We start from the raw sequence: 22,268 nt of genomic DNA on the forward strand, positions 1-22,268 counted from the left end.
TATGCGTTCGAAATCGGGGTGACGAACCCCCCGCCGGTATTCCGGCGCAATGAACCTCGGATGCGCCGGTGATGCGCCCTGGAAGCACCTCCGATGCGCTGCCACGGCCGACCACCCGTGTGTAGCTTGGGCGGTGGTCTGAGACCCTGTGAAGCCAGAGCATGTATTGAGGCTGCGAACCAGCGAGCGCTGACAGCCGGAAGGACGGCCGTGCACATCGTCATTATGGGATGCGGAAGGGTGGGCTCCGCCCTCGCGCAGACCTTGGAACAGCAGGGGCATACGGTCGCGGTGATCGACCAGGACCCCACCGCCTTCCGCCGGCTGGGGGCCGGGTTCGGCGGCCGCCGCGTCACCGGCGTCGGCTTCGACCAGGACACGCTGCGCGAGGCCGGTATCGAGGACGCGGGCGCGTTCGCCGCCGTCAGCAGTGGTGACAATTCCAACATCATCGCCGCCCGCGTGGCCCGCGAGATGTTCGGCGTCGAGAACGTCGCCGCCCGCATCTACGACCCCAAGCGCGCCGAGGTCTACCAGCGCCTGGGCATCCCCACCGTGGCCACCGTGCGGTGGACCGCCGACCAGATGCTGCGCCGGCTCCTGCCGTCCGGGGCCGAGCCGCTGTGGCGCGACCCGAGCGGCGGGGTGCAGCTCGCCGAGGTGCACACCTCCCCGGCCTGGATCGGGCACAAGGTCAGCCGGCTCCAGGAGGAGACGGGCGTCCGCGTGGCGTTCCTCACCCGCCTGGGCGAGGCCATGCTGCCGACGTCGCAGACGGTCCTGCAGGAGGGCGACCTCGTCCACGTGATGATGCGCACGGACGAAATCGACAAGGTCGAGGCGGCCTTCGCCGAGGGCCCCGAGGAGGCACACGCATGAGGGTCGCGATCGCCGGAGCCGGCGCGGTGGGCCGTTCCATCGCGGGCGAGCTGCTGGAGAACGGGCACGAGGTGCTCCTCGTCGACAAGGCCCCGACCGCCATCTCGGTGGAGCGGGTGCCGCAGGCCGAGTGGCTGCTGGCCGACGCCTGCGAGATCACCTCGCTGGACGAGGCGGCGCTGCAGCGCTGCAACGTGGTCATCGCGGCGACCGGTGACGACAAGGTCAACCTGGTCGTCTCCCTGCTGGCCAAGACCGAGTACGGGGTTCCGCGGGTCGTGGCGCGCGTGAACAACCCGAAGAACGAGTGGCTCTTCAACGAGGCCTGGGGCGTCGACGTGGCCGTGTCCACGCCGCGCCTGATGTCGGCCCTGGTGGAGGAGGCCGTCAGCGTCGGCGACCTGGTGCGCCTGCTCCGCTTCAGCCACGGCGACGCCAACCTGGTCGAGCTGACCCTGCCCGCGGAGTCCCCGGTCGCCGGAACCCAGATCAGCGAGATCCGCTGGCCCGAGGACACCTCGCTGGTCACGATCATCCGCGGCAACCGGGTCCTGACCCCGCACGCGGAGGAGACCCTGGAGCCGGGCGACGAGCTGCTGTTCGTGGCAGCCCAGGCCCGCGAGGGCCAGCTGGAGGACCTGCTGCAGGCCCCGCGGCAGTAGCCAGTAGCAACGACGGTGCCGCCGCCGCGCCGGCAAGGCCCGACGGCGGCACCCTCGGCCCGGCCGCGGCACCCTCGGCCCGACAGCGGCACGCTCGGCCCGCGGCCGCGCGGCGTGCTGCACGCGGGCCCGGCCCGGGCCCGCGGCACGGGGAAGGGGGAAGGGGCGGACGGCCGGTTGCCCGGCTGTCCGCCCCTTCGCCCCGCCTCGTCCCGTCACAGCGGCCTGACGGCCGGGGCCGTCAGGCCCCCGGCTGCCGGGAGGCCGCGGCCTTGGCCGCCTTCCGCGCGGCCTCCTCCGCCTCGTACTCCGCCATCACGTCGATCGGCGGCGGCGCCTTCGCGAGGAACACCCACGTGAAGTAGACCGCGAGGACCATGGGCGGCAGCTTCAGCGCGATCAGCAGCCAGCCCAGCTGGGTCGCGTCGCCCCACCAGTACAGCGGGAAGAGGATCGCGTACTTGGCGAGGAAGATGAGGCCCCAGGCCAGGCTGGCCTTGGTGTACGCCTTCTTCCGGCCGGGGTTGCGGGTGCGCCAGGACATGTTCTCCTTGAACACCGGCCCCAGCATCACCCCCAGCAGCGGGAAGCCCACCAGCGCGGACAGCGTGAAGGCCACGCCCAGCCCGGCGCCGTAGATCATGCCGGGCAGGTAGAAGCCCTTGGCGCTGCCGGTGAAGAGCGCGAAGGCCACGCCCACGCCCACGCCGAAGACCCCGCTGAAGGCGTGCTTGACGGTGTCCCGGCGCAGCAGCCGCACGATCACCAGCAGGACCGCGACCGCGCCCGCCGCGATGGCGGACATCTTCACGTCCTTGTTGATCGTGTAGATCATCACGAAGAGCAGGCCGGGGAGCATCGTCTCCACCGTGCCCCGGATGCCGCCGAAGGCGTCGAAGAGCGCCGCCTGGGTCACCGCGCCCTGGTCAGCGGCGGGATCCGGACCCTGTCCCTGGGGTCCGTGGGGTCCTTGGGGTCCGTGGTGTCCCTGCGGCCCGTGGGCGGGCTGCCCGGGGGGCGTCGGGGGTTTGTCGAGTGACGTCACCGGTCAGTGCTCCTGTCCGAGCGGTCGGAGTTCGTACTTCGGATTGAAGAGGACCCGGCGACCGTGGCTCATGGCGATCCGACCGGAGGCGATCATGCGGCGGCCCGGCTCGATTCCCACGATCGAGCGACGGCCCAGCCAGACCACGTCCAGTGCGGCGGAGCCGTCGAAGAGCTCCGCCTCCAGCGCGGGGACGCCCGCACGGGGCCGGAGGGTGACGGTACGCAGGGTCCCGGTGACCTTGACTATCTCGCGGTCGTGGGAATCGCAGATCCGCGTGCATCCCGCGGCTTCTGCGTCCTCCTGCAGCTCCGCCGAATGCAGCTCCTCCTGGGAGGAGGACAGCCGCTCGATCATCCGGCGGAACCGGCCCGCCTGCCGGACCGGCTTGGCGGACTTCTCGGGACGCGGTTCAGCACTCATACCAGGAAGCGTACCGGCGCCCGCACTACCTCTCGAAGCGGTATCCCATGCCCGGTTCCGTGATGAAGTGCCGCGGATGCGAGGGGTCCGCTTCAAGTTTGCGCCGCAGCTGCGCCATGTAGACGCGCAGGTAGTTCGTCTCCGTGCCGTACGAGGGCCCCCACACCTCCTGGAGCAGCTGCTTCTGGCCGACCAGTTTGCCGGCGTTGCGGACGAGCACCTCCAGCAGGTGCCACTCGGTGGGCGTGAGCCGTACGTCGCGCCCCTCGCGCACCGCCTTCTTCGCGGCCAGGTCCACCGTGAAGCCGTCGGTCTCGACGACGACCTCCTCCCCGCCGGCGCCGGCGGCGGGCTCGGCCCGGCGCACGGCGGCCCGCAGCCGCGCGAGCAGCTCGTCCATGCCGAAGGGCTTGGTGACGTAGTCGTCGGCGCCGGCGTCCAGGGCCTCGACCTTCTCGTCGGAGCTGTGCCGGGCGGACAGGACCAGGATCGGGACCCGGGTCCAGCCCCGCAGCCCCTTGATCACCTCGACGCCGTCCATGTCGGGCAGGCCGAGGTCCAGGACGACCACGTCGGGGTGGCGGGCGGCCGCGAGCTCCAGGGCGCCGGCGCCGTCGGCGGCGGCGTCGACCTCGTACTTGCGCGCCTTGAGGTTGATCACGAGGGCTCGGACGATCTGCGGCTCGTCGTCCACCACGAGCACCCGGGTCATGAAGGTCCTGCTTTCTGCCGTACGGGGCGTATCGGGTCGGTGGGATCGGTCGGGTCAGGCGAGCGGCCGGTTGGGCCGGTCGGGTCAGGCGAGGCGTCGGCCGGGGCGGGCTCGGGCGAGGCGTCGGCCGGGCCAGGCAACGGGTCGGTCGGCTCGGGCAAGGGGTCGGTCGGGTCGCGGTCCGGGATGTGGCCGGGCGCCGGCGCGCGCCCGCGCGGGGCGGCGCGCAGGGTGAGCACCATGGTCAGCCCGCCCCCCGGAGTGTCCTCGGCGGCCAGCGTCCCGTCCATGGCCTCGGCGAAGCCGCGGGCGACGGCGAGCCCGAGGCCGACGCCGGTCCCGCGGGGGGCGTCGCCGTGGCGCTGGAAGGGTTCGAAGATGCGGTCCTTGGCCTCGTCGGGGACGCCGGGGCCGCGGTCGACGACGCGTACCTCGACCCGGCTGCCGAGGTGGCTGGCGGCGACGAGCACCGGCTCGTGCGCCGGGCTGTACTTGACGGCGTTCTCCACGACGTTGGCCACGGCCCGCTCCAGCAGCCCCGGGTCGACCGCGACCATCGGCAGCGTCTCGGGGACGTCCAGGACGACGCTGTCCTCGGGTACGCCGCCCAGGGCCATCGGGACCACCTCGTCGAGGTCGATCTCGCGGATCAGCGGGGTGACGGTGCCGGTCTGCAGCCGGGACATGTCGAGGAGGTTGCCCACCAGGTGGTGGAGCCGGTCGGCGCCCTGCTCGATGCCCTCCAGCAGCTCGGCCCGGTCCTCCTCGGACCACTCCACGTCGTCGGAGCGCAGGGAGGACACGGAGGCCTTGATCCCGGCGAGCGGGGTCCGCAGGTCGTGGCTGACGGCGGCCAGCAGCGCGGTGCGGATCCGGTTGCCCTCGGCGAGGCGGCGGGCCTCCTCGGCCTCGCCGAGGAGGCGCTGCCGGTCCACGACGACGGCCGCCTGTGCGGCGAAGGCGCCCAGGACGCGGCGGTCCTCGGCGGGCAGCACCCGCCCCGTCAGGGCCAGCGCCATCCGGTCCCCGATCGGCATGTCCACGTCGGCGTCCTCGGGGCGGGCGGCAGGGTGCGGGCCGACGCTGCCCGCCGGTTTCCAGGGCTCCCGGTCGCCGCCGCGCTCCAGCAGGGCCACGGACTCCATGGCGAAGGTCTCGCGGACCCGCTCCAGCAGTGCGTCCAGGGTGGTCTCGCCGCGCAGCACGCTGCCCGCGAGGAAGGACAGGATCTCGGACTCGGCGCGCAGCCGGGCCGCCTGGTGGGTGCGGCGGGCGGCGAGGTCGACCACCGAGGCGACGGAGACCGCGACGCCGAAGAAGACCGAGATGGCCACGATGTTCTTGGGGTCGGAGATCGTCAGGCGGTGCACGGGCGGCGCGAAGAACCAGTTGAGCAGCAGCGATCCGAAGGCGGCCGAGGCCAGCGCCGGGTAGAGCCCGCCCAGCAGCGCGGCGGCCACGGTGAGCGCCAGGAACAGCAGCATCTCGTTGGCCAGGCCCGGGTCGGCGTCGACGTGCGTGAGCAGGATCGCCAGCAGGGCAGGGCAGACGGTGCCGACCGCCCAGCCGGCGATGACCCGGGTCCGGCCGAGCAGGGCGACCGAGCGGGCGGGCGGCAGGCCGCGGCGGCGCCCCTTGGCGGCCTCCTCGTGGGTGACGATGTGCACGTCGAGGTCGGGTCCGGACTCCCGGGCCACGGTGACGCCGACGCCGGGCCCGAAGGCGTACTGCCAGGGCCTGCGGCGGCTGGAGCCGAGCACGATCTGGGTGGCGTTGACCCCGCGGGCGAACTCCAGCAGGCCGGTGGCGGCGTCGTCGCCGATCACATGGTGAAACGTTCCGCCGAGGTCCTCGACCAGGGTGCGCTGGACGGCGAGCTCCTTCGGGGAGGCCGCGGTCAGGCCGTCGCTGCGGGCGACGTACACGGCCATGACCTCGCCGCCCGCGCCCTTCTCCGCCAGCCGCGCCGCCCGCCGGATCAGCGTGCGCCCCTCCGGTCCGCCGGTCAGCCCGACGAGGATGCGCTCGCGGGCCTGCCAGGTGGCGCGGATGCCGTGCTCGCCCCGGTACTCCCGGAGGTACTCGTCCGCCCGGTCCGCGACCCACAGCAGCGCCAGCTCGCGCAGCGCCGTCAGGTTGCCCGGCCGGAAGTAGTTCGAGAGCGCCGCGTCGACCTTGTCCGGCGCGTAGACGTTGCCGTGCGCCATGCGCCGTCTGAGGGACTGCGGCGACATGTCGACCAGCTCGATCTGGTCCGCCCGCCGCACCACCTCGTCCGGCACCGTCTCCCGCTGGCGCACCCCCGTGATGGTCTCCACGACGTCGCCCAGCGACTCCAGGTGCTGGATGTTCACCGTCGAGACCACGTCGACGCCCGCCTGCAGCAGCTCCTCGACGTCCTGCCAGCGCTTGGCGTTCCGCGAGCCCGGCACGTTCGTGTGCGCGAGCTCGTCCACCAGCGCCACCGCCGGCCGCCGCGCCAGCACCGCGTCCACGTCCATCTCGGGAAACACCGCGCCCCGGTACGCGACCTCCCGGCGCGGGACGGCCTCCAGGCCGTGGAGCAGCACCTCCGTGCGGGCCCGCCCGTGGTGCTCGACGAAGCCCACCACGCAGTCCGTGCCGCGCTCCACGCGGCGGTGTGCCTCGGAGAGCATGGCGTACGTCTTGCCCACACCGGGGGCCGCGCCGAGGTAGATCCGAAGCTTGCCGCGTGCCATGCGCCCATTCTCAAGGACGTTTGTGCTGTTCACGCACTTTTGGCCGGTCGTCCGCCCATCTCTGACGCATCCCTGACGCCCGCCACCGGAGACGGCTGCGGGCCGCACCCCGAGGGGGTGCGGCCCGTGTCGCGCACGCCGGCACACGGCCGGTTCCGGCAGGAGCGGGTCAGCGGACCTCGGTGATCTCCGGGCCGCGCTCCAGCTGGCCCATGCCGCCGGAGAAGCGGGAGCCCTCCTGGTCATCGGTCTGCACGCCGTCCGGCACCATCTGGGCGTCGTTCGGCAGCTTGAGCACGATCGGGTCGCGCGGAGCCATCGGGCCGTCACCGCGAACGATGACGGTGTCCCGGAAGATGGCCTCCAGCACGCCCGCCGACTCGGGGCGCACCGCGCCCTGGCCGGAGATGACGCCGCGCAGGAACCAGCGCGGACCGTCGACGCCGACGAAGCGGACCAGCTGGGCGCCGGTCTGGCCGTCGGGCATCGGCACGGGCACCTGGGCGCGCAGCTCCCAGCCGAGCGGGCCCTCGACCTCGTCGATGAGGCCGCCCTGCTGGACGATGCCGGCCGCGATCTCCTCGCGGACCTCGCCCCAGATGCCTTCCTTCTTGGGTGCGGCGAAGGCCTGCAGCTGCACGGCGCTGTCGCCCAGCACGACCGTCGCGGCGACGATCGCGTCACCGGCGACCTCGACGCGCAGTTCCATGCCCTCGACACCCGGTACGAGGATGCCGCCGAGGTCGACCCGGCCCTCTGCCGGGGAACCGGGCACCTCGGTGACGTCCCACGGGCCGTCGGGTCGCGGAGCCGGCGGCAGGTTCACCCTGCGGGGGGCGGCGTCGATCTCCTCGCCGTCCTGGCCATCGGCAGCCACGCCGTCCACGACCTGCTCGGCCGCGCCGCCGTCCTTGGCGGAGTCGTTCTTCTTGCGACGTCCGAACACGTCACTGTCCTTCCCGGTCGGATACGACCGAAGCGTAGCCATTCCCACCCTGCTGACCAGCGCCGTTTCCGGCCACGGCCGCATGGCCTCCGGTGGAGCCGAACCCCCCGTCGGCCCGCGCCGAGCCGGGAAGCTCCGCCACCTCGTGGAAGCGCACCTTCTCGACCCGCTGGACAACCAGCTGGGCAATGCGGTCGAAGCGCTCGAACCGGACGCTCTCGCGCGGATCGAGATTGACCACGATCACCTTGATCTCCCCACGGTACCCGGCATCCACCGTCCCTGGGGCATTCACCAGCGCGAGCCCGCAGCGGGCGGCCAGTCCCGAACGCGGGTGCACGAACGCCGCGTACCCGTCGGGCAGGGCGATCGAGACCCCGGTGGGCAGCACCGCGCGCTCGCCGGGCGCGAGCTCGGCGGCCTCGGTGGTCACCAGGTCGCAGCCGGCGTCGCCGGGGTGGCCGTACGCGGGGAGGGGCACCTCGGGGTCGACGCGCTTGATCAGCACGTCGATCGCGGGACGGGGGTCGTGATTGTTCAGAGCCATCAGGGGTTCACCTCGAAGGCGCGTGCGCGCCTGACCTGGTCCGGGTCGGCCATGACCGCCCGAATCTCCTCGGGCCGACCGTTGTCGATGAAGTGGTCGACCTTCACCTCTATGAAGAGCGCGTCCGCGCGTACGGCCACGGGGCCGTCGGGGCCGTCCATCCGGCCGACCGCGGTGCAGTAGATCTTGCGGCCGGCGACGGCGGTCACCTCGGCCCGCAGGTGCAGCACGGTGCCCACGGGCACCGGCCGCACGAAGTCGGTCTCCAGCCGCCCCGTCACCGCGATGACGCGCAGCAGCCAGTTCAGGGAGCCCAGCGTCTCGTCGAGCGCGGTGGCCAGGACGCCGCCGTGCGCGAGGCCCGGAGCACCCTGGTGGACGGGCCTGACGGTGAACTCGGCGGTGACGCTCACGCCGTCGCCCGCCCGCGCCTCCAGGTGGAGCCCGTGCGGCTGGCCCCCGCCGCAGCCGAAGCAGTGCTCGTAGTGCGAACCGAGCGGTTCGCCGGGCGCCGGGGCCTCGGGGTGCCGGACGGGTGCGGCGGCATCGTCCGGGGGCGTCAACGCTGTGTTTCGTCCACTCACAGGCGCAGACCTTACCCGCGCCGCTACCCGCCGGTCGCGTCGTGGCAGGCTTGACGCCATGCAGCTCTCCCCCGCGCACCACGACGAACGCCTGACCGCCCCCCGCTCCTGGTGGGGCATCGCCGTACTCACCGGGCTCGCCGGCGCCCTGATGCTGCTGCCGCTGGGCACGCTGCCGCTGCTGGCCGGGCTGATCGGGGGCGCGGCGCTGGCGGGGCTGCTGGTCAGCTCGTACGGTTCCGCGCGCGTGCGCGTGGTGAACGGGTCGCTGGCCGCCGGGGACGCGCGGATCCCGGTGTCGGCCCTGGGCGAGCCCGAGGTGCTGGACGCGGAGGAGGCGCGCGCCTGGCGGACGTACAAGGCGGACACCCGTGCGTTCATGCTGATGCGCAGCTACGTCCCGGGGGCGGTGCGGATCCCGGTGACGGACCCGGCCGACCCGACGCCGTACGTGTACCTCTCCAGCCGGCGGCCCGAGGCGCTGGCCGCGGCGGTCCGGGCGGCCAGGGCCGCTTCCCCGGCCGCGGGCTGACCGGGGCAACCGGGTATCCGGGCATCCGGGCGGCCGGGCATCCGGGCGGCCGGGCATCCGGGCGGCCGGGCGCGCCGCCGGGCCGGGGCATGCTCCCGCTCCCGGTCCGGCCCCGGGATCAGCCCTGGGGCTCGGTACGCGGTCCTTCGAGGGCGGGCCCGGGGTCGCCAGGGGCCTCGGGGAGGCGCTGGGCGGGCAGCTGCAGGGGCGGAAGCGACGGCAGGGCGCTCCAGGGCACGGCCCGGCCCTGCAGGTCCGCACGGACCTTCTCGGCGAGCCTGCGGGTGTCACGGCGGTTCATGACCGCGCCGACGGCCGCGCCCACCATGAACGGCATCAGGTTCGGCAGGCTGCGGATCATCCGCTTCATGATCTGCTGGCGCAGTTCGCTCTTCATGTGGCCGCTGACGACGGAGTTCAGCGTCGACGGCCTCGTGAGGTCGACGCCGCGCTCCTCGGTCCATGCGGTCAGGTAGGCGAGGCTGCGGTCCTTGACGTTGCCGGGGGGCCGCAGGCCGTAGACCTCGTGGAGCTCGGCGACGAGCTTGAGCTCTATGGCGGCGACGCCGGTGATCTCCGTGGCCAGTTCCACGGGCATGGCGGGCGGCACGGGCAGCATGGCCGCCGCACCGATGCCCGCGCCCACCGTGGAGGTGCCGTTCGCGGCGCCGGCGATCAGCTTGTCTGCCAGCTGATCGGGGCCGAGGCCCGGGAACTGGGCCCGCAGGGTCGCGAGGTCCCGGACCGGGATGCGCGGGGCGATCTCGATGATGCGGTCCGCGATGTACAGGGCGGCGGCCCTGGCGCCTTCGCCGCCCTTGCGCACACCGCTCTTGACGGCCTGCAGCCGACGGGCTCCGGCCCGCTGCCGGCGCCCTGGGCCGGACTCCGCGGCCGCCGGGGCCACCGCGGCGGTGTCGGAGTGCACGACGGGGACGCCGGGAGCTCCTGTGCCCGTTTCCGGGCCGGTGGCTCCCGCCGGTGTCTCCGCCGGATCAGCGGACTTCCGGAGGCGAAGCCTGCGGAAGGGTGTCGAGCCGGTCACGGCCGACGCCTCTCAGTCGCAGTCGCGGCAGATCGGCTGACCGTTCTTCTCCCGCGCCAGCTGGCTGCGGTGGTGCACCAGGAAGCAGCTCATGCAGGTGAACTCGTCGGCCTGCTTGGGCAGCACCCGGACGGCCAGCTCCTCGTTGGAGAGGTCCGCGCCGGGGAGCTCCATGCCCTCCACGGCGTCGAAGTCGTCGATGTCGACGCTCGAGGCCGACTTGTCGTTCCGCCGGGCCTTCAGCTCTTCGATGCTGTCGTTGTCGACGTCTTCGTCGGTCTTGCGTGGGGTGTCGTAGTCCGTTGCCATGTTTCGCTCTCCCCCTCTGGGATTTAGCGGTGTCTCAGCGCACGTAACGCGCGAGAGGCCGGACTTGTGCCCGACCTGAGGCGGAGATTTTGCCTCACATCAAGGTCTGTTACTCAATCGACACCCAGCCGCGCGCCTGAAGGGGCGACCGGCTGGGATGACGACCGGGACCGTACACGGTCCACAGACCGCCTTGCACAAAGGCCACCCGGTGTATTTTCCGCCGGGCGGGTGCCCGGAAACCCGGACTTGCCGGACTTTCCAGGCCTTCCGCGCCTTCTTTGGGCCACTGAACGCACATGACCCCACACTCGACCATGTGACCGATCACACAGAATTCAACTTGTTCACAGGCCAGTCATTCAGCTGTCGGCGAACAAGGATTCGGGGATTCAGAGGGGCAACGTGACGCGCATCACGAGGCCTCCGCCCTCCCTCGGCGTCGCCGTGATCCGCCCGCCGTGGGCGCGCGCCACGGAGCGCGCGATGGACAGCCCCAGGCCGACACCCTTGTCGCTGCCCGTGCGCTCCGTACGCAGCCGTCTGAAGGGCTCGAAGAGGTTGTCCACCTCGTACGCGGGGACCACCGGACCGGTGTTCGACACCACGAGGACCGCCTGGCCGTGCTGGGCCTCGGTGGTGACCTCCACCCAGCCGCCCTCCGGCACGTTGTACCGGACGGCGTTCTGCACCAGGTTGAGCGCGATCCGCTCCAGGAGCACGCCGTTGCCCTGCACGACCGCCGGGGCGCGCTCGCCGCGGACCTCCACGCCCTTCGCCCCGGCCTCCGCCCGGGCCTGGTCGATGGCCCGCGAGGCGACCTCGGCCAGGTCCACGGGTTTGCGCTCGACGATCTGGTTCTCGCTGCGGGCCAGCAGCAGCAGGCCCTCGACCAGCTGCTCGCTGCGCTCGTTGGTCGCGAGCAGGGTCTTGCCCAGCTGCTGCAGCTCCACGGGCGCGCCCGGATCGGACAGGTGCACCTCCAGGAGCGTCCGGTTGATCGCCAGCGGGGTGCGCAGCTCGTGCGAGGCGTTGGCGACGAACCGCTGCTGGGCGGTGAAGGCCCGCTCCAGGCGGTCGAGCATCTCGTCGAAGGTGTCGGCGAGCTCCTTGAGCTCGTCGTCCGGCCCGTCCAGCTCGATGCGCCGGGTCAGGTCGGAGCCCACGACGCGGCGGGCGGTACGGGTGATCTTGCCCAGGGGGGAGAGCACCCGGCCGGCCATGGCGTAGCCGAAGGCGAAGGCGATGATGCTCAGCCCCAGCAGGGCCATCAGCGACCGGCTGAGCAGGTCGTCCAGCGCGTGCCGGCGCTGTTCGAGCATGCAGGACTGGATCGCGGCGTAGAACTGGTCGAAGGGCTGCTCGCCGCCCACCCCGGGACAGGTCGGGCTGGAGACGACGATCTTCTGCCCGCTGACGCTGACGATCTTGAACGGGAGGGCGTTGCCCTCCCGCAGCGCCTGCGCCGCCAGCAGGTAGATGATCGACAGCAGCAGGATCCCGGCGATCAGGAACATGCCGCCGTAGAGCAGGGTGAGGCGTATGCGGATGGTGGGACGGAGCCAAGGGAAGGGACCCTCGGGCGGGCCGGGGTCCCAGGCGGGTTTCGGGGGCGCGGACGGCGGCGCCGGAGTCGGTGCCACCCTCGTCAGATCCGGTATCCGGAACCCGGCACGGTCACGATGACCGGCGGCTCCCCGAGCTTGCGGCGCAGGGTCATGACCGTGACCCGGACCACGTTCGTGAACGGGTCGGTGTTCTCGTCCCATGCCTTCTCCAGCAGCTGCTCGGCGGAGACGACGGTCCCCTCGCTCCGCATGAGGACCTCCAGCACCGCGAACTCCTTGGGCGCCAGCTGCACCTCACGGCCCTCGCGGAACACCTCCCGCCGGTTCGGGTCGAGCCGGATCCCGGCCCGCTCCAGCACCGGGGGCAGGGCGACGGTCGTACGCCGCCCGAGGGCGCGCACGCGGGCGGTCAGCTCGGTGAAGGCGAAGGGCTTGGGCAGGTAGTCGTCGGCACCGAGCTCCAGGCCCTCCACCCGGTCGCTCACGTCCCCGGACGCGGTCAGCATCAGCACCCGCGTGGGCACGCCCAGCTCGACGATCTTCCGGCAGACGTCGTCGCCGTGCACGAGCGGGAGGTCCCGGTCCAGCACGACGACGTCGTAGTCGTTGACCTCGACGCGCTCCAGGGCCGCGGCACCGTCGTACACGACGTCCACGGCCATGGCCTCGCGGCGCAGTCCGGTGGCCACCGCATCGGCGAGCAGCTGCTCGTCCTCGACGACGAGTACGCGCACGTCGTTTCCTTCCCTCAAGCCCTCAGGGCACACGTGTATTGCGCCGTCCATCCTGCCCGTTTCAGCCGTAAACCGGCTGTAAGGCGCCACACGGGGGCCGATCCACGGCGGAAGTGAGGATTCCCTGGGCTTGCGAGGTTTCTGGGCCCAGGGTGCCGGGGAGGACGTCAGAACACCCCGACCACTCCCTGACGGCGGCTGCCGCGTGCCGCCGCCGACCCACGAAGAGGGGGCGAACCCACCATGGACGCATTCACCACAGGTCTCCTGCAGCGCATCAGGACCACGCAGTCCGACCTCCAGCACGCCCGTGAGACAGGCGACGACCACCTCGTGGAAGTGGAACAGGCCGAACTGGAGGACCTCCAGCGCCTTGCCGCAGAACACGGCGTGCCCGTCTCCGCCTGCTGATCCTCCCGCCCACCCCCGGACCCCGGCCGCCCGCAGGCGGCCGGGGTCCCTGCACGTCCGGGCCCGGGACTCCCGCCGTACGCCGTCAGTCGTGCCAGGCCCCGGCCGCCTCCAGCAGCGGCTGCAGCGCCTCGAACACGGCCGGCGTGCCCGCGAGCGCCAGCTCGCCGGAGGCGGGCTCCCCCGGCCGGCCGCCGGTCAGCGCCCCCGCCTCGCGGGCGATCAGCACCCCCGCCGCCAGGTCCCAGGGGTTGAGCCCGCGCTCGTAGTACGCGTCCAGCCGCCCCGCGGCCACGTCGCAGAGGTCGATGGCCGCCGACCCGCCCCGCCGGATGTCCCGCACCCGCGGGATCACCTGCTGCGCGACGTCCGCCTGCTGCGCCCTGCGGGGCTGGAGGTAGGCGAACCCGGTCGCCACCAGGGCCTGGTCCAGCGGTGCGGCCGCCCGGCAGGCCAGCCGGGTCTCCCCCAGCCAGGCGCCGCCGCCGAGCACCGCGTGGAAGGTCTCCCCGCGCATCGGGGCCTCCACCACGCCGGCCAGGGTCTCCCCCTCGTACTCGGCCGCGACGGACACGCTCCAGGACGGGAGGCCGTACAGGTAGTTGACGGTTCCGTCCAGCGGGTCCACGATCCAGCGCACCCCGCTGGTGCCCCGCCGGTCCGCGCCCTCCTCGCCCAGGATCCCGTCGTGCGGCCGCCGCCGCTCCAGGACGGCGGTGATCAGCTTCTCCGCGGCGAGGTCCATCTCGGTCACCACGTCGATCGGGCTGCTCTTCGTCGCGGCCACCGCCAGATCGGCCGGCCGGCCGTCCCGCAGCAGCTCGCCGGCGGCCCGGGCGGCCTCCCGGGCCACCTCCAGCAGCTCGGCGGCCAGCCCGTCCGGGGCCCCGGCGGGCCCCGCGTGCGTCTCGGATTCGGATGTCACGGTGCGCTCCCCCTCACGCGTACGGGCTGTCGGCGCCCGCGGCCGCCGGCCGGGCGGTCCGCGCCGGGCAGCAGCCGGCCGGGCACAGGTCGTGGCTCGGGCCGAGCAGCCCCAGGGCGCACCGCTCCACCGGCTCGCCCCGCTCCGCCGCGGCCCGTTCCAGCAGGAGCTCCCGGACCGCCGCCGCGAAGCGCGGGTCGGCGCCGACCGTCGCCGAGCGCACCGCCGGCAGCCCCAGCTCCGCTGCCTTGGCCAGGGCCTCGGTGTCGAGGTCGTACATGACCTCCATGTGGTCCGAGACGAAGCCGATCGGCACCATCACCACCGCCGGCGCGCCGGCCCCGTGGAGCGCCTCCAGGTGGTCGCAGACGTCCGGCTCCAGCCACGGGATGTGCGGGGCGCCGCTGCGCGACTGGTAGACGAGCTCCCAGGGCAGCTCCGTGCCCGTCTCGGCGCGCACCGCGTCCGCGATCACCCGGGCGACGTCCAGGTGCTGCCGGACGTACGCCCCGCCCTCGCCGCCGGCGGTGTGGTCCCCGGCCGGGCCGGAGGCGTCCGCGGCGGCGGTCGGGATCGAGTGCGTGGTGAAGGCCAGGCGGGCGCCCGCGCGCACCTCCTCCGGCAGCGACTCCAGCGCCGCCAGCACGCCGTCGATCATCGGCTGCACGAAGCCGGAGTGGTTGAAGTAGTGCCGCAGCTTGTCGACCCGCGGCAGCTCGGCGACGCCCTCCTGCTCCAGGGCGGCCAGCGCGTCGGCGAGGTTCTCGCGGTACTGGCGGCAGCCCGAGTAGGAGGCGTAGGCGCTGGTCGCCAGCACCGCGATGCGCCGGCGTCCGTCGGCGGCCATCTCCCGCAGCACGTCGGTGAGGTACGGCGCCCAGTTGCGGTTGCCCCAGTAGACGGGCAGGTCCAGTCCGTGGTCGGCGAAGTCCTTGCGCAGCGCGTCCAGCAGCAGCCGGTTCTGCGCGTTGATCGGACTGACCCCGCCGAAGCCGAAGTAGTGCTGTCCGACCTCCTTGAGCCGCTCGCGCGGGATCCCGCGCCCGCGCGTGACGTTCTCCAGGAAGGGGACGACGTCGTCGGGGCCCTCGGGGCCGCCGAAGGAGAGCAGCAGGAGGGCGTCGTAGGGGCCGGCAGGGCCTTGGGCCGGGGGTGAGGCGGCGGCACGGAGCTGGTCTGACATGCCTCGAATCCTGCCACCCGGCCCCTGGGGCGGGGAACGGGGCCCGCCGCGCCCCACCCCCGCCGAACCGCAGGTAAGGTAAACCTAACTTCCTGTCTGGACCACCCCCGTGCGGGCGCCTGTCGGCACACGTAACCTGTATGGGCCAGCGACGTCCCTTACGGAGGGCCCTTGCCCAGTCCCTACCGCGCCATCTTCGCCGCCTCCGGCACGAAGGGGTTCAGTACCGCCGGCTTCATAGGCCGGATGCCGCTGTCGATGGTCGGCGTCGGCATCCTCACCATGATCTCCGAGCTCACCGGCCGCTACGCGCTGGCCGGCGCGCTCACCGCGACCCTGGCCCTGTCCGCCGCCGTCGTCGGCCCGCAGGTGTCCCGCCTGGTGGACCAGTACGGCCAGCGGCGGGTGCTCCGCCCGGCGACCCTGGTCGCGCTCGCCGCGGTCGCCGGACTGCTGCTGTCCGCAGCGAACGGGCTCCCGGACTGGACCCTGTTCCTCTTCTCGGCGCTGGCGGGCTGCGTGCCGAGCGTCGGCTCGATGGTCCGCGCCCGCTGGACCGCGATCTACCGCGACCGGCCGCGCGAGCTGCACACGGCGTACTCCTTCGAGTCCGTCGTCGACGAGGTCTGCTTCATCTTCGGCCCGATCCTCGCCATCGGCCTGTCGACCACCTGGTTCCCCGAGGCGGGCCCGCTGGTCGCCGCGCTCTGCCTGCTGGTGGGCGTCTGGTGGCTGACCGCGCAGCGCGCCACCGAGCCGCCCCCGCACCCGCGCGACCCGGCCGCCGACCGCACCTCCGCGCTGGCCTCCCCCGGCCTGCAGGTGCTGATGGCCACGTTCGTCGCGACCGGCGCGATCTTCGGCTCCATCGACGTGGTCACCCTGGCCTTCGCCGAGGAGCAGGGCCACAAGTCCGCGGCCAGCTTCATCCTCGCGATCTGGGCGGCCGGCTCCTGCATCGCGGGCATCGTCTTCGGCCTCCTCCAGCTGAAGGGGAAGGCCGAACGCCGTTGGGTACTGGGCGTGTGTGCGATGGCCGTGAGTATGATCCCCCTCCTACTGGCCGGGAACCTGCCGTTCTTGGCCGTGGCGCTCTTCGTCTCGGGCCTCGCGATCGCTCCCACGATGATCACCACGATGGCCCTGATCGAGGCGCACGTACCACGCGCGAAGCTGACCGAGGGCATGACCTGGATCAGCACCGGTCTCGCGGTCGGTGTCGCGCTCGGGTCCTCCGCGGCCGGCTGGGTCATCGACGCCGCCGGTGCGAAGACCGGGTACGTCGTCTCCATCTCGGCGGGGGCCGCCGCGGCGGCGGTCGCGTTCGCGGGTTACCGCCGGCTGACGAGGCCGGCGCAAGGGGAGGAGCCAGCTGACGATGGGGACGGTCACAGCAGGACGGCGGCGGCCGGGGGCACCGGGCACACCGCGGAATCCGGCAGCGTGGCGTAACTGGGCGGGCAACGTCACCGCCCGGCCGGCACGGGTGGTGGCCCCGGCCTCGGTCGGGGAGGTCCAGGAGGCCGTGCGGCGGGCCGCCGAGGACGGGCTGCGGGTGAAGGCGGTCGGCACCGGCCACTCCTTCACCGCGGCGGCCGCCACCGACGGGGTGCTCCTGCGCCCCCAGGCGCTCGCCGGGATCCTCGGCATCGACCGGGCCGCCGGCACCGTGACGGTGGCGGCGGGCACGGCACTGAAGGACCTCAACCGGGCGCTCGCCGCCGAGGGCCTGTCGCTCACCAACATGGGCGACATCATGGAGCAGACGGTCTCGGGTGCGGCCGGCACCGGCACCCACGGCACCGGCCGCGACTCCGCCTCCATCGCCGCCCAGATCCGCGGCCTGGAGCTGGTCACCGCGGACGGTCGGTTGCTGGCCTGCTCGGAGAAGGGAAACGACGAGGAGCGCGCGGTCTTCGCGGCCGCCCGGATCGGCCTCGGCGCGCTCGGCATCGTCACCGCGATCACCTTCGCCGTCGAGCCGCTGTTCTTCCTGACCGCCCGCGAGGAGCCCATGCGCTTCGACCGGGTGACCGCGGAGTTCGAGGAGCACTTCGCGGAGAACGAGCACTTCGAGTTCTACTGGTTCCCGCACACCGGCAACTGCAACACCAAGCGCAACAACCGCAGCCAGGGCCCCGCCGCCCCGCCCGGGCCGGTGAGCGCCTGGATCGAGGACGAACTCCTGTCCAACGGCGTCTTCCAGGCCGTCAACTCGCTGGGCCGCGCCGTCCCGGCGGCCATACCCGGCATCGCCCGCGTCGCCAGCCGCGCCCTGTCCGCCCGCACGTACACGGACATCCCGTACAAGGTGTTCACCAGCCCGCGCCGGGTGCGGTTCGTGGAGATGGAGTACGCCCTTCCGCGCGAGCACGCCGTCGCGGCGCTGCGGGAGCTCAAGGCGATGGTCGACCGCTCCCGGCTGCGCATCAGCTTCCCCGTGGAGGTGCGCACGGCCCCGGCGGACGACATCACGCTGTCCACGGCCTCGGGGCGGGACACGGCGTACATCGCCGTGCACATGTACAAGGGCACGCCGTACCAGGCCTACTTCACCGCCGCCGAACGCATCTTCACCGCGTACGGCGGGCGGCCGCACTGGGGCAAGGTGCACACCCGGGACGCCGCGTACCTCGCCGAGGCCTATCCGCGGTTCGGCGAGTTCACGGCCCTGCGGGACCGGCTGGACCCGGACCGGCGCTTCGGCAACGACTACCTGAGGCGGGTGCTGGGCGACTGAGCCCGCCGCGGGACCCCTGGTCCGGCGCCGTTCTCCGGTGCGGCGCCGGACCGCGTGCGGCGCGGGCCGGGGTCCCGCCCCTCCGTTTCCTGTCCCCCCGTCACCTGGTGTGTGTCCCACCACTCTTGGACTCTCGTGCCCCATCGCTCCCGGGAGTCACGCGACTCCCGAGCGAAACGAATGACTCCGTTTCTGCGGATTCTGTGCACCAAGACACCCGAAAACGGGCACGATCGCAGCTCCGGCCCGATCCGGGGCAGCCCAACTGCCGCCGACACCGACAATTTCGGCGGCGCGGCGGTCCACCGCGGTGGCCCGAATGGAGTACTGTGGCGACGCCTGGGGGCCGTCCTTCCTTTCGGCTGTCCGGACCCGGGAGAGGGGGCCGGTTGACGGGGAAAGCGGCACTCGGACCGGTGATGCCGCGGCATTGCACGGGCGCCTGCTGCGCACAGTAACCACTCGGTCACTGTGCGTACCCAACAGGTAACCGTGCCATAACGGCGATCAAGGGCGCATGCCCGACACGCCGGTTGAACTCGGCAAGGTTGTGGCAGGCTGCACCCGGGCAGGCCACACTCGACTAGCGGAAGCAGCGACGCACGTGACGTCGGCAGGCACCACCCGGGAGGTCCCCATGCCCGAACTGCGTGTCGTGGCCGTCTCGAATGACGGCACACGACTGGTGCTCAAGGCTGCGGACAGCACGGAGTACACCCTTCCGATCGACGAGCGGCTTCGGGCTGCCGTGCGCAACGACCGCGCGCGCCTGAACCAGATCGAGATCGAGGTGGAGAGCCACCTCCGCCCCCGCGACATCCAGGCGCGCATACGGGCCGGCGCCTCCGCGGAGGAGGTCGCTCAGCTCGCCGGCATCCCCGTCGACCGCGTACGCCGCTTCGAGGGCCCGGTGCTGGCCGAGCGCGCGTTCATGGCGGAGCGGGCCCGCAAGACCCCCGTACGCCGCCCCGGCGAGAACACCGGCCCCCAGCTCGGCGAGGCCGTGGCGGAGCGGCTGCTGATGCGGGGCGTCGAGAAGGACTCCGTCCAGTGGGACTCCTGGCGCCGCGACGACGGCACCTGGGAGGTCCTGCTGGTCTACCGGGTCGCGAACGAAACCCACTCGGCGAGCTGGACCTACGATCCGCCGCGCCGGCTGGTCGTGGCCGTGGACGACGAGGCCCGCGCGCTGATCGGCGAGGCCGACGACCTGCCGACCGCCCCGGAGCCGAGCTACCCGTTCGTGCCGAGGATCGCCCGGCTGCCGCGGGACCGCCCGCTCGACCGCACCCTCGACCGCGCCCTCGACCGGCCGGAGCGCCCCATGGTGCCCGCGCCGGAGCCGGAGGAGGAGCGGGACTCGCTCACCAGCCTGCTGGAGGCGGTGCCGAGCTTCCGCGGCGACCTCGTGGTCCCCGAGCGCGACGACCCCCCGGCGGAGGAGGCGGAGGCCGAGGAGCCCCCGGCCGCCTCGGCGGGCGCGGGCGCCGCGTACGCGGACGTCCTCATGCCGCGGACGGTGGCAGGCCACCGCGATCGGCTGACCGGCACCACGGACCGCCAGGCCGAGGCCGACGGCGTCCGCCCGGGCCGCCGCGCGGCGGTCCCCAGCTGGGACGAAATCGTCTTCGGCACCCGCCGCAAGAAACAGGAGTAAGCGCGCGGGCTGGGCAATCCAGCCCGCGCGGCGATTGAGCGCACCGGGCGCGAAGCGCCCGGAACGGGGTCCGGGGCAGAGCCCCGGTTTCGGGAAGGGGCGGGGCTGGGGAACGGCTCCGCGCAGCGGCACCCCGGGACACCGGCGGGCCCGCCCCGCCCCACCCGCGGCTACTGCGGGTCCGGGCCCGTGGCCACCGGCCGCTCCGGGTCCGAGGACCACTCCGACCAGCTGCCGGCGTACAGCGCGGCCGGGATGCCGGCCACCTCCAGGGCCAGCACCTCGTGCGCCCCCGACACACCCGAACCGCAGTACACGCCCACCGGCACCGGCACCGTGCCGCCCGCGCCCAGCGCGGCGAAGCGGGCCCGCAGGTCCTCCGCGGGCCGGAACAGCCCGTCCGGGCCCGCGTTCTCCGTCGTCGGCGCCGACACCGCCCCGGGGATGTGCCCGCCGACCGGGTCGATCGGCTCCACCTCGCCCCGGTAGCGCTCCCCGGCCCGTGCGTCGAGCAGGATCCCGCTGCGCGCCAGGGCTGCCGCGGCGTCCGCGTCGAGCAGACCGACGGCTCCCGGACTTGGCTTGAAATCGCCCTCGACAGGGGTCGGCGGCTCGTCCGTCAGCGCACCACCCGCCGCGGTCCACGCGGCCAGGCCCCCGTCCAGCACCCGGACCCGCGTGTGACCCGTCCAGCGCAGCAGCCACCAGGCGCGGGCGGCGGCCCAGCCCAGGCCGCCGTCGTACACGACCACGTCCGTGTCGGCCCTGACCCCGGCCCGGCGCATGACCGCCCCGAACGCGTCCGGGTCCGGCAGCGGATGCCGCCCGCCCGACCCCGGCGGACCGGCCAGTTCGCGGTCGAGGTCGACGTACACGGCGCCCGGCAGGTGGCCGGCCTCGTACGCGGACCGCAGGTCGGGGCCGCCCAGCTGCCAGCGGACGTCCAGCAGCACCGGCGGCCGGGGACCGGCCAGCCCGTCCGCCAGTTCGGCGGCGGAGAGAATCGCAGAGTTCGCAGTCATGCAGCCATCTTCCTCCCCGCCCGCAGCCCGCGTAACAAGCCCGATACCGGCGGGCCGCACCGATTCGGTCATCTACCCCCGCTCCGGCGAATCCCGGCCGGTCGGGGCGCGCCGGACCCGCCGGAGTGAAACCATCTGGTCCGGCACAGCCCCACGAGGGAGGAGACTGCTGACATGACCGAGGCAGCACACGCGATGCGGCGCCCGCCCGGCACCCCGTGCTGGTCGAGTCTGATGGTGCACGGCCTCGGGACCACCGAGGCCTTCTACACCGACCTCTTCGGCTGGGAGTACGAGCCCGGCCCCGAGCCCTTCGGCCCGTACGTCCGTGCCCTCCTCGGCGGCCGGGAGGTCGCCGGGATCGGCGAGATGCCGCCGGACCGGCACCTTCCGGTGGCCTGGACGACGTACTTCGCCACCGACGACGCCGACGCGGCGGCCGAGGCGGTCCGCTCCTGCGGCGGCACGGTCGCCGTGGGCCCGCTCGACGCAGCCGGCACGGGCCGGACGGCGATCTGCTCCGACCCGCTGGGCGCGGTCTTCGGGCTCTGGCAGGCCGAGGAGCGCGCGGGGACCCAGCTGTCCGGCGTCCACGGCACCCCCGTGTGGGCGGAGCTGGTCACGCAGGACACCACGACCGTCGGCAAGTTCTACGAGCACGTCTTCGGCCACGAGGCCGTGCACCGCACCACGGCCCCCGCCTCGGCCGCCCCGACAGCCCCGGCCGCCGACTTCGACTACCTGACCCTGCTCCTGGACGGCCGGCCCGTCGCCGCCGTGCACGGCGTCGGGCGCTCCCTGCCGCACGACCGCGGGCCGCACTGGATGACGTACTTCGCCGTCGACGACGCCGACGCGGCCGCGGCCCTGGTGCACCGGCTGGGCGGGCGCGTGGTCCAGCCGCCCCGCGAGGGCCTCACCGGCCGGGTCACCACCGTCACGGACCCGGAGGGCGCGCTGCTGGCCCTCGTCGAGCTCCGGCCCGGCAACGGCCTCTGAGCGGCCCCGCGCCGACAGCCGTCGGGCTGCCGTGAGCCCCCTCTCAGAAGCGGTAGTTCGGGGCTTCTGCGGTGATCGTCACGTCGTGCGGGTGGCTCGTCGTCCGCGACCAGGACCGGTACGCGGTTGCCGCGCATGGCCGTGGCGGGGAGCGGGTCGCCCGTCGGCCGCGGCAGGGGGGAGGCGGCGGCGTCCGGGGTGTCCCGGGCCACGGTGATCAGGTCGGGCTGGTGGGCCGAGGAGTCGACCAGGACGTGATCCGTGGCCGGGTCGAGCAGGCCGTCCAGGAAGCGGAAGTACGCTGCGAAGTCGGCTTGGTCGGCGCCGATCGCGCAGATGAGCCCGCCCGGGACCGCTTCGCGCAGGACGGCGATCTCCTCGGCGGTCACCCGGCACTGGAGCTGGAGCGCGGACGTCGCGGGCAGTCCGAGGTCCGTCCGGATGCGCCGCCAGTCGTCGGCCGTGGGCACGTCCTCCATGACGACGGCCGCCAGCAGGCCTTCGGGCAGGGCAGCCGCCATCGCCCGTACGGCGGCGGTCTCGTGGTGCGCCAGCGGCAGGTCGGCGGCTGCCGCGGCCGGCTCCAGGCCCGGCATGTGGCGCGCCTGGCTGCGGGAGTAGGCGG

General features: G+C 73.4%; 23 protein-coding genes. 9 read left to right on the forward strand and 14 right to left on the reverse strand.

The window, feature by feature from the left end; genetic code table 11:
* The first annotated feature begins 210 nt into the window (after positions 1-210).
* A complete protein-coding gene (locus tag ACIQUT_RS20920) occupies positions 211-879 on the forward strand; it encodes a potassium channel family protein (protein WP_403564518.1) in 669 nt (222 codons plus the stop codon).
* Positions 876-1,541 (forward strand): potassium channel family protein, encoded by a 666-nt coding sequence (locus ACIQUT_RS20925; RefSeq protein WP_403564520.1) that lies wholly within the window; start codon positions 876-878, stop codon positions 1,539-1,541. Before ACIQUT_RS20920 ends, ACIQUT_RS20925 begins: the two co-directional genes overlap by 4 nt.
* Positions 1,542-1,782: 241 nt before the next feature.
* On the opposite strand, the gene ACIQUT_RS20930 is transcribed toward ACIQUT_RS20925, so the two are convergent.
* The 7 genes from ACIQUT_RS20930 to ACIQUT_RS20960 form a co-directional block, all read right to left on the reverse strand.
* Positions 1,783-2,586, reverse strand: coding sequence for a DUF3159 domain-containing protein (locus tag ACIQUT_RS20930; RefSeq protein WP_403564522.1), 804 nt, complete (start codon positions 2,584-2,586; stop codon positions 1,783-1,785).
* A 3-nt stretch (positions 2,587-2,589) separates the two neighbouring features.
* Entirely contained in the window at positions 2,590-3,009 is a 420-nt protein-coding gene (locus ACIQUT_RS20935; RefSeq protein WP_403564523.1) for an OB-fold nucleic acid binding domain-containing protein, read from the reverse strand.
* A 25-nt stretch (positions 3,010-3,034) separates the two neighbouring features.
* Positions 3,035-3,721 (reverse strand): response regulator, encoded by a 687-nt coding sequence (locus tag ACIQUT_RS20940; RefSeq protein ID WP_179174693.1) that lies wholly within the window; start codon positions 3,719-3,721, stop codon positions 3,035-3,037.
* The gene (locus ACIQUT_RS20945; RefSeq protein ID WP_403564525.1) at positions 3,718-6,441 is read right to left on the reverse strand and encodes an ATP-binding protein; all 2,724 of its coding nucleotides are present in this window, start codon (positions 6,439-6,441) and stop codon (positions 3,718-3,720) included. The genes ACIQUT_RS20940 and ACIQUT_RS20945 overlap by 4 nt, the downstream gene beginning before the upstream one ends.
* 169 nt (positions 6,442-6,610) lie before the next feature.
* On the reverse strand, positions 6,611-7,387 hold the full coding sequence (locus ACIQUT_RS20950; protein WP_403564527.1) for a DUF3710 domain-containing protein: 777 nt from the start codon (positions 7,385-7,387) through the stop codon (positions 6,611-6,613).
* 1 nt (position 7,388) lies between these two features.
* Positions 7,389-7,934: a dUTP diphosphatase gene (gene dut / locus ACIQUT_RS20955; protein ID WP_403564529.1), complete on the reverse strand. Its 546-nt coding sequence runs from the start codon at positions 7,932-7,934 to the stop codon at positions 7,389-7,391.
* Positions 7,934-8,518 carry a PaaI family thioesterase gene (locus ACIQUT_RS20960; RefSeq protein WP_403564530.1) on the reverse strand — a complete coding sequence of 195 codons (585 nt, stop codon included), beginning with the start codon at positions 8,516-8,518 and terminating at the stop codon, positions 7,934-7,936. The genes dut and ACIQUT_RS20960 overlap by 1 nt, the downstream gene beginning before the upstream one ends.
* 58 nt (positions 8,519-8,576) lie before the next feature.
* On the opposite strand from ACIQUT_RS20960, the gene ACIQUT_RS20965 reads away from it, so the two are divergent.
* Positions 8,577-9,050 carry a DUF3093 domain-containing protein gene (locus tag ACIQUT_RS20965; RefSeq protein WP_403564532.1) on the forward strand — a complete coding sequence of 158 codons (474 nt, stop codon included), beginning with the start codon at positions 8,577-8,579 and terminating at the stop codon, positions 9,048-9,050.
* Positions 9,051-9,168: 118 nt separating this feature from the next.
* On the opposite strand, the gene ACIQUT_RS20970 is transcribed toward ACIQUT_RS20965, so the two are convergent.
* The 4 genes from ACIQUT_RS20970 to ACIQUT_RS20985 form a co-directional block, all read right to left on the reverse strand.
* Positions 9,169-10,095 carry a hypothetical protein gene (locus ACIQUT_RS20970; RefSeq protein WP_403564533.1) on the reverse strand — a complete coding sequence of 309 codons (927 nt, stop codon included), beginning with the start codon at positions 10,093-10,095 and terminating at the stop codon, positions 9,169-9,171.
* 12 nt (positions 10,096-10,107) lie between these two features.
* Positions 10,108-10,404 (reverse strand): DUF4193 domain-containing protein, encoded by a 297-nt coding sequence (locus ACIQUT_RS20975; RefSeq protein WP_179178219.1) that lies wholly within the window; start codon positions 10,402-10,404, stop codon positions 10,108-10,110.
* A 392-nt stretch (positions 10,405-10,796) separates the two neighbouring features.
* A complete protein-coding gene (locus ACIQUT_RS20980) occupies positions 10,797-12,047 on the reverse strand; it encodes a sensor histidine kinase (protein WP_403564535.1) in 1,251 nt (416 codons plus the stop codon).
* Between the two features lie 5 nt (positions 12,048-12,052).
* Positions 12,053-12,706 carry a response regulator transcription factor gene (locus tag ACIQUT_RS20985; RefSeq protein WP_179178221.1) on the reverse strand — a complete coding sequence of 218 codons (654 nt, stop codon included), beginning with the start codon at positions 12,704-12,706 and terminating at the stop codon, positions 12,053-12,055.
* A gap of 243 nt (positions 12,707-12,949) precedes the next feature.
* Here ACIQUT_RS20985 and ACIQUT_RS20990 point away from each other — a divergent pair, with 243 nt between their 5' ends.
* The gene (locus tag ACIQUT_RS20990) at positions 12,950-13,117 is read left to right on the forward strand and encodes a hypothetical protein (protein WP_403564538.1); all 168 of its coding nucleotides are present in this window, start codon (positions 12,950-12,952) and stop codon (positions 13,115-13,117) included.
* A gap of 85 nt (positions 13,118-13,202) precedes the next feature.
* On the opposite strand, the gene ACIQUT_RS20995 is transcribed toward ACIQUT_RS20990, so the two are convergent.
* Both ACIQUT_RS20995 and ACIQUT_RS21000 read right to left on the reverse strand, forming a co-directional pair.
* Entirely contained in the window at positions 13,203-14,042 is an 840-nt protein-coding gene (locus tag ACIQUT_RS20995; RefSeq protein WP_403564540.1) for an inositol monophosphatase family protein, read from the reverse strand.
* 13 nt (positions 14,043-14,055) lie between these two features.
* On the reverse strand, positions 14,056-15,225 hold the full coding sequence (locus ACIQUT_RS21000) for a ferrochelatase (RefSeq protein WP_403564542.1): 1,170 nt from the start codon (positions 15,223-15,225) through the stop codon (positions 14,056-14,058).
* A 171-nt stretch (positions 15,226-15,396) separates the two neighbouring features.
* Between ACIQUT_RS21000 and ACIQUT_RS21005 the strand changes: the two genes are divergently transcribed.
* The 3 genes from ACIQUT_RS21005 to sepH all read left to right on the forward strand — a co-directional run bounded on the left by ACIQUT_RS21005 (position 15,397) and on the right by sepH (position 19,622).
* Complete coding sequence (locus tag ACIQUT_RS21005) at positions 15,397-16,677, forward strand: MFS transporter (protein WP_403564543.1); 1,281 nt, start codon at positions 15,397-15,399, stop codon at positions 16,675-16,677.
* Entirely contained in the window at positions 16,604-17,965 is a 1,362-nt protein-coding gene (locus ACIQUT_RS21010) for a D-arabinono-1,4-lactone oxidase (protein WP_403564544.1), read from the forward strand. The genes ACIQUT_RS21005 and ACIQUT_RS21010 overlap by 74 nt, the downstream gene beginning before the upstream one ends.
* A 604-nt stretch (positions 17,966-18,569) precedes the next feature.
* Positions 18,570-19,622 (forward strand): septation protein SepH, encoded by a 1,053-nt coding sequence (sepH, locus tag ACIQUT_RS21015; protein WP_403564546.1) that lies wholly within the window; start codon positions 18,570-18,572, stop codon positions 19,620-19,622.
* 170 nt (positions 19,623-19,792) lie between these two features.
* Here sepH and ACIQUT_RS21020 read toward each other — a convergent pair whose 3' ends face one another.
* Positions 19,793-20,644 carry a sulfurtransferase gene (locus tag ACIQUT_RS21020; RefSeq protein WP_403564548.1) on the reverse strand — a complete coding sequence of 284 codons (852 nt, stop codon included), beginning with the start codon at positions 20,642-20,644 and terminating at the stop codon, positions 19,793-19,795.
* 174 nt (positions 20,645-20,818) lie between these two features.
* Between ACIQUT_RS21020 and ACIQUT_RS21025 the strand changes: the two genes are divergently transcribed.
* Positions 20,819-21,643: a VOC family protein gene (locus ACIQUT_RS21025; RefSeq protein ID WP_403564550.1), complete on the forward strand. Its 825-nt coding sequence runs from the start codon at positions 20,819-20,821 to the stop codon at positions 21,641-21,643.
* 336 nt (positions 21,644-21,979) lie between these two features.
* The gene (locus ACIQUT_RS21030; RefSeq protein WP_403564552.1) at positions 21,980-22,264 is read left to right on the forward strand and encodes a hypothetical protein; all 285 of its coding nucleotides are present in this window, start codon (positions 21,980-21,982) and stop codon (positions 22,262-22,264) included.
* Positions 22,265-22,268: the final 4 nt, after the last annotated feature.

It is taken from the genome of Streptomyces sp. NPDC090445 (genome assembly GCF_044769385.1).
Taxonomy (GTDB): Bacteria; Actinomycetota; Actinomycetes; order Streptomycetales; family Streptomycetaceae; genus Streptomyces.

Bases quoted from the DNA above. Each gene is read 5' to 3' on its own strand.
- ACIQUT_RS20925 (WP_403564520.1), top strand. From the start codon at position 876: ATGAGGGTCGCGATCGCCGGAGCCGGCGCGGTGGGCCGTTCCATCGCG.
- ACIQUT_RS20935 (WP_403564523.1), bottom strand. From the start codon at position 3,009: ATGAGTGCTGAACCGCGTCCCGAGAAGTCCGCCAAGCCGGTCCGGCAG.
- ACIQUT_RS20940 (WP_179174693.1), bottom strand. From the start codon at position 3,721: ATGACCCGGGTGCTCGTGGTGGACGACGAGCCGCAGATCGTCCGAGCC.
- ACIQUT_RS20945 (WP_403564525.1), bottom strand. From the start codon at position 6,441: ATGGCACGCGGCAAGCTTCGGATCTACCTCGGCGCGGCCCCCGGTGTG.
- dut (WP_403564529.1), bottom strand. From the start codon at position 7,934: ATGGCTCTGAACAATCACGACCCCCGTCCCGCGATCGACGTGCTGATC.
- ACIQUT_RS20965 (WP_403564532.1), top strand. From the start codon at position 8,577: ATGCAGCTCTCCCCCGCGCACCACGACGAACGCCTGACCGCCCCCCGC.
- ACIQUT_RS20975 (WP_179178219.1), bottom strand. From the start codon at position 10,404: ATGGCAACGGACTACGACACCCCACGCAAGACCGACGAAGACGTCGAC.
- ACIQUT_RS20990 (WP_403564538.1), top strand. From the start codon at position 12,950: ATGGACGCATTCACCACAGGTCTCCTGCAGCGCATCAGGACCACGCAG.
- ACIQUT_RS21000 (WP_403564542.1), bottom strand. From the start codon at position 15,225: ATGTCAGACCAGCTCCGTGCCGCCGCCTCACCCCCGGCCCAAGGCCCT.
- ACIQUT_RS21010 (WP_403564544.1), top strand. From the start codon at position 16,604: ATGGGGACGGTCACAGCAGGACGGCGGCGGCCGGGGGCACCGGGCACA.
- ACIQUT_RS21020 (WP_403564548.1), bottom strand. From the start codon at position 20,644: ATGACTGCGAACTCTGCGATTCTCTCCGCCGCCGAACTGGCGGACGGG.
- ACIQUT_RS21025 (WP_403564550.1), top strand. From the start codon at position 20,819: ATGACCGAGGCAGCACACGCGATGCGGCGCCCGCCCGGCACCCCGTGC.
- ACIQUT_RS21030 (WP_403564552.1), top strand. From the start codon at position 21,980: ATGAGCCCGCCCGGGACCGCTTCGCGCAGGACGGCGATCTCCTCGGCG.